Origin of the sequence: Rhodoferax sp. OV413 (assembly GCF_945881795.1) — a bacterium.
Taxonomy (GTDB): Bacteria; Pseudomonadota; Gammaproteobacteria; order Burkholderiales; family Burkholderiaceae_C; genus Allorhodoferax.
This window is the reverse complement of record NZ_CAMCVG010000121.1, coordinates 1-5,008: the sequence shown is the minus strand read 5'-3', so window position 1 is coordinate 5,008 and position 5,008 is coordinate 1. Positions and strand designations below refer to the sequence as shown.

6 protein-coding genes are annotated in these 5,008 nt (G+C 64.0%); 5 read left to right on the top strand and 1 reads right to left on the bottom strand.

Annotated elements, in window-relative coordinates; genetic code table 11:
• From Q0O05_RS11260 to Q0O05_RS11250, 3 genes are all read left to right on the top strand, one after another.
• Positions 1 to 882, top strand: an 882-nt coding sequence (locus Q0O05_RS11260) for an EF-Tu/IF-2/RF-3 family GTPase (RefSeq protein WP_293663095.1), incomplete at its 5' end; no start/stop codon positions are given.
• 15 nt (positions 883 to 897) lie between these two features.
• Positions 898 to 1,728 (top strand): HAD family hydrolase, encoded by an 831-nt coding sequence (locus Q0O05_RS11255; RefSeq protein WP_293663093.1) that lies wholly within the window; start codon positions 898 to 900, stop codon positions 1,726 to 1,728.
• Positions 1,721 to 2,923 carry an MFS transporter gene (locus tag Q0O05_RS11250; protein WP_293663091.1) on the top strand — a complete coding sequence of 401 codons (1,203 nt, stop codon included), beginning with the start codon at positions 1,721 to 1,723 and terminating at the stop codon, positions 2,921 to 2,923. The genes Q0O05_RS11255 and Q0O05_RS11250 overlap by 8 nt, the downstream gene beginning before the upstream one ends.
• 33 nt (positions 2,924 to 2,956) lie before the next feature.
• Here the strand turns inward: Q0O05_RS11250 and Q0O05_RS11245 are convergent, their stop codons facing one another.
• Entirely contained in the window at positions 2,957 to 3,991 is a 1,035-nt protein-coding gene (locus tag Q0O05_RS11245) for a histone deacetylase family protein (protein ID WP_293663089.1), read from the bottom strand.
• Between the two features lie 203 nt (positions 3,992 to 4,194).
• Between Q0O05_RS11245 and Q0O05_RS11240 the strand changes: the two genes are divergently transcribed.
• Both Q0O05_RS11240 and Q0O05_RS11235 read left to right on the top strand, forming a co-directional pair.
• Positions 4,195 to 4,455 carry a type II toxin-antitoxin system prevent-host-death family antitoxin gene (locus Q0O05_RS11240; protein ID WP_293663087.1) on the top strand — a complete coding sequence of 87 codons (261 nt, stop codon included), beginning with the start codon at positions 4,195 to 4,197 and terminating at the stop codon, positions 4,453 to 4,455.
• Positions 4,456 to 4,464: 9 nt separating this feature from the next.
• Positions 4,465 to 4,878 carry a type II toxin-antitoxin system VapC family toxin gene (locus tag Q0O05_RS11235; RefSeq protein ID WP_293663085.1) on the top strand — a complete coding sequence of 138 codons (414 nt, stop codon included), beginning with the start codon at positions 4,465 to 4,467 and terminating at the stop codon, positions 4,876 to 4,878.
• The last annotated feature ends 130 nt before the right edge of the window (positions 4,879 to 5,008 follow it).

Sequence of the window (5,008 nt, the reverse complement as noted above, 5' to 3'; positions counted from 1 at the left end):
TTCTTCGGCTCCGGCGTGAACAACTTCGGTGTGATGGAAGTGCTCGACGCCCTGGTGGATTTGGCCCCCGCGCCCAAGCCCCGCACCAGCAGCCTGCTGGTCAACAAGCAGCCCGTGGTCAAAGAAATCCAGCCCGAAGACAGCGCGTTCTCGGGCGTGGTGTTCAAGGTGCAGGCCAATATGGACGCCAACCACCGCGACCGCATCGCCTTTGTGCGCATGGCCAGCGGCAAGTACACCCCGGGCATGAAGCTCAAGGTCATGCGCACCGCCAAGGAGCTGCGCCCCACCTCGGTGGTCACCTTCATGAGCCAGCGCCGCGAGGCGGTGGAAGAGGCCTACGCCGGCGACATCGTGGGCTTTACCACCCACGGAGGCGTGCAGCTAGGCGACACAATTACCGATGGCAGCGTCAACCTGATGTACACCGGGCTGCCCTTTTTTGCGCCCGAAATGTTCATGACCGTGGTGCTGCGCAACCCGCTGCGTACCAAGCAGCTGCAGCAGGGCCTGGCCCAGCTGGGTGAAGAGGGCGCCATTCAGGTCTTCAAGCCCGAGATGGGCGGCAACATGCTGCTCGGCGCAGTGGGACAGTTGCAGTTTGAGGTGGTGCAGCACCGCCTCAAGGGCGAGTACGACGCCGACATCCGCCTGGAGGGCAGCCAGTACACCGGCGCGCGCTGGATTACCGCTGACACGCCGAAAGAGCTGCAGGAGTTTGTCAACGCCTACCCCATGCGCATGGCCAAGGATGCGGCCGACACGCTGGCCTACCTGTGCACCAGCCCCTACGATGTGCGGCTGGCGCAGGAACGCTTTCCGAAAATCCACTTCCACCCGCTGCGCGAACACGCCGGCCTGGCGCTGCAAAGCGCCGGCTAGCAGCGGGGCCCCGCGGTGCAGCCGCTAACTGACTGGCCGGCCGAAAGCCGCCGCGGTATCCGGGGCGTATTCACCGACATTGATGACACCCTGATCCACGCCGGGGGCATTGCCCCCGAAGCCTTGCAGGCCCTGACCGAACTGAAGGCTGCGGGATTGACGGTGGTTGCCATCACCGGCCGGCCTATAGGCTGGTGCGCGCCCTGGCTGAACGGCAGCGCGGGGCCGGCGTGGCCGGTGGATGCGGTGGTTGCCGAAAACGGCGCGGTTGCCTATGTTTTAGGCCGCCAGAGCCCGCCGGTATTGCGCGAGGCGCTATCAAAAATATACCAAGAAGACCCTGAAGCCCGCGCAGCCAACCGTTTGCGGATGGACGCGATTGCCCGTGACATGGGCGCTGCCCTGCCCGGCGTGACGCAAAGCCGCGACAGCGCCGGCCGCGAAACCGACCTCGCGTTTGACTATGCCGAATTCGCACAGCACCCGCCCGAGGTCGTGCAGCAGGTGCTGGCCCTGCTTCAAAGCCACGGCATGCGCACCACGGTGAGCAGCATCCACATCCACGGCTGCTTTGGCGACTTCAACAAATGGACCGGCGCCTGCTGGATCACCCGCGAGTTGCTGGGCCGCGAGCTGCCCCGGGAGCTGGAGCATTGGGTGTTTGTCGGCGACTCGGGCAATGACGAGGCCCTGTTCGAGCGTTTTACCCACAGCGTGGGCGTGGCCAACATTGCGCACTGTGCGCATCAGCTCAAGCACCTGCCGCGCTATGTGGCGCCCTCGGAATATGGCGCCGGCTTTGCCGAAGTGGCGCGCGCGATTTTGGACGCGCGGGACCATGGCTGAGCAAGCAAGCGGCCAAGGTGCCGCGGCCGGATCGCCCGGCTCGGTCCGGGGTTTGTTGGCCGTGTTCGGCTCCACCCTGTTCCAGCTCTCGGGTGTGTTCATGCTCGCGCCACTGATGCTGGTGCTGCTGACCGGGCGGGAGGTGTCGGCCACGGTGGCGGGGCTATTTGCGGCGTCCAACTGGCTGGGTATTTTCATCATCACCCCGTTTGCCTCGGCAATCACCCGGCGCCTCGGCCGCCGGCGCACGATGTGGCTGGCCTCGGTGGTGCCGCTGCTGGCCGCGCTGGGGTATTTAAGCAGCGATTCCGTCGCCCTGTGGTTTGCGCTGCAGCTGCTGGCGGGTATTGCCGGCGGCCTGCGCTGGGTGTTGGCCGAGTCGTGTATTGCCGAGTTTTCGCCGCCCGACCGGCTAGGCCGCACCATGGGCATGTACGCCACCATGGTCGGCATGACCTTCGTCATCGGCCCCACCCTGCTGGCCTGGACGGGCAGCGAGGGCTCGCTGGGCCTGTGGCTGGCCACGGCGCTGATGTCCGTGGGTCTGCTGTGGACCGCCTTGATTCCGCCCATTCCCGCGCCACCCGGGTCCGACACCGGCCCAGTGGGCCCGCGCGGGCTCTGGCAGGCCGTGCAGCTGCAGCCGGCCCTCATGCTGGCGGGCTTTATCGGCGGTTTTTTTGAGCTGGGCCTGGCCTCCATCCTTCCGCTCTACGGCCTCAACCTGGGCATGAGCGAGAGTGCGTCGGCATTGTTGATTTCGGTAAGCGGCATTGGCAGCACGTTGATTGCCATTCCGGTGGGCATGATGGCCGACCGCTTTGCCAACCCGGTGCGGGGGCGCAGCAGTTTGCTGGTGGCGGTAGCAGGGCTGGCCCTGGTGTGCACCGCGGCCATGCCCTTGGTGCCCTACGCTTTATGGCTGGCCTGGCCGCTGGTTTTCCTGCTGGGCGCTTCGGGAAGCGCGCTCTACACCCTGTGCATGACCGACATAGGCGCCCGCCAGAAGGGCAGCTCGCTGGTCAACAGCACCGCGGTGCTGGTGCTGAACTACACCCTGGGCGGCCTGGTGGCCTCTGGTATCAGCGGCGCCCTGATTGAGTGGTCTGCCGGCGTGGCTTTCCCGGCGGTGCTTATTCTGGTGGCGGGGATGGGATTGGCGGCTTTGCTGAGGACGCACCGGCGGGCCGTGTGAATCCACGACATACCTTGCACAAAAGCGGCTCTGTCAAGCAAACGCCTGCAGCACATTCACCACGTTGATGCCCACCGCATCCACCGCGTAACCGCCCTCAAACACAAAAACCGTCGGCAGGCCGGCGCGGTGCAGGCGCTCGCCGATGCGCAGGTAGTCGTCGGTCGCCAGCGCAAATCCTGAAATCGGATCGCCTTCGAAGGTGTCCACCCCGAGGGATACCACCAGCGCGTCCGGCCCAAAACGGCCGATAGCAGCCAGAGCGGTTTCCAACGCTTGGGCCCAGGTGGCGTAGTCCGTGCCCCGGGGCAGCGGTAGGTTCAGATTGGCGCCTTGGCCGGCGCCGGCGCCGGACTCGTCGGCATGGCCCAGGTAGAAGGGGTATTCGGTGCGCGGGTCGCCGTGGACGCTGGCGAAGAACACATCGGGCCGGTCGTAAAAGATGGCCTGCGTGCCGTTGCCGTGGTGGTAGTCCACATCCAGAATCGCCACCCGCTCCAGGCCGGCATCGCGCAGGTGTTGCGCCGCCAGCGCCGCATTGTTCAGAAAGCAGTAGCCGCCAAAAAAGTCGGCGCCGGCGTGGTGGCCGGGCGGGCGACTGAGGGCAAAGGCGGCTCGATCCCCCTGCACGATTCGCTCTGCCGCACCCAAGGCGCAGTGCGCGCCGGCCCGCGCCGCCACCCAGGTGCCGCGGGTGAACGGGGTACCCGCGTCAAACGAATACAGCCCCACCTTGGCCGCAAAGTTGTCGGGCTCTATGTCAGTGCGGAAGGTGCGGGTGGGCCACACCGAGGGCAGGATGTCTTTGGCCGCATGGGCCGCATCCAGAGCCACCCACTGTTCCCACGCGGTGGCCAAAAAGTTCAGGTAGCGCGGGCTGTGAATGGCAGCCAGTGCCGCATCGTCAAACGCCTGCGGCTCCAACACATCGCCCAATTGCCGGCGCTGCAACTCAGCTACCACATGGTCGGCACGGGCTGGCACCTCAAAGCAGGGCACCAGCGCGCCCCGAAACATCTCGACCTTTCCATGGTGCTGGGCGTGGAGGTGGTTGTAGAAGGTTTTCATGGACGGGGAGGGGAAAAAAGACAGGGGCAAAAGTGGACGTTAACCCCGCGATCTGGTTGACGGGGCGTTTGCAGGATTGCTCAACAGGGGCTGGCATTGGAATCTCCCGCCATACGATTCACGCGCATGGTGTGAGCCTTACAGTTTTTGATTTCACCACACTTTTGTCGTAACATACAAACAACCATTCAACGGGACCCAAGATGTCTGTTCACACCTTCTCCAGCCGCGATTTCACCCGCGATGTGTCCAGCGCTAAACGCGCCGCCGCAAAGGGTCCTGTGTTCATCACCGACCGCGGGCGCCCTGCTTATGCACTGCTAACTATCGACGACTACTACCGCATGGCCGGGCAAGGCGAGCCATCGCTATTGGCGGTGATGGACGACATCGATGGGGGTGACGTTATCGAATTTGAAGGGTCACGCTTAGACATCAACACGCGCGCGGTCGAGCTGGAATAGGCGAGCTGCATGATTCTTCTAGACACCAATGTCATCTCTGAACTGCGCCAAGGCAAGGCCAATCAGTCTGCCGAGGTACGAAATTGGGCTGCACAACACCGCGCCAGCAAGCTTTACCTGAGCTCCATTACCATTCTGGAGCTGGAAAAAGGCATCTTGCTACTGGAGAGGCGAACCCCACCGCAAGGCGCGGCGCTACGGGTTTGGCTAACTGGTATTCGTGCAGCCTTCGCAGGGCGCATCCTGCCGTTCACAGAACAGGCCGCAAGCTTGTGCGCAGCCCTCCACGTGCCCGACCCGCGATCTGAGCGCGATGCCATGATTGCTGCTACCGCACTGGAGCATGGCTTCACCGTGGCCACGCGCAACACACAGGACTTTGTAAGCACCGGGGTTCACCTGGTTAATCCTTGGGATCAATAGGCCGCTAGCTTGCGCGGAGATTGCGCAAGCAGCTATCAAACTTGAAGTCAAAAATTGTGACCTCAGACCGCTAAGCGTTTACTGCGCAGCCTCTGCCTCCTGAATCTCTTTCAGCGTGCGGCCATCCTCC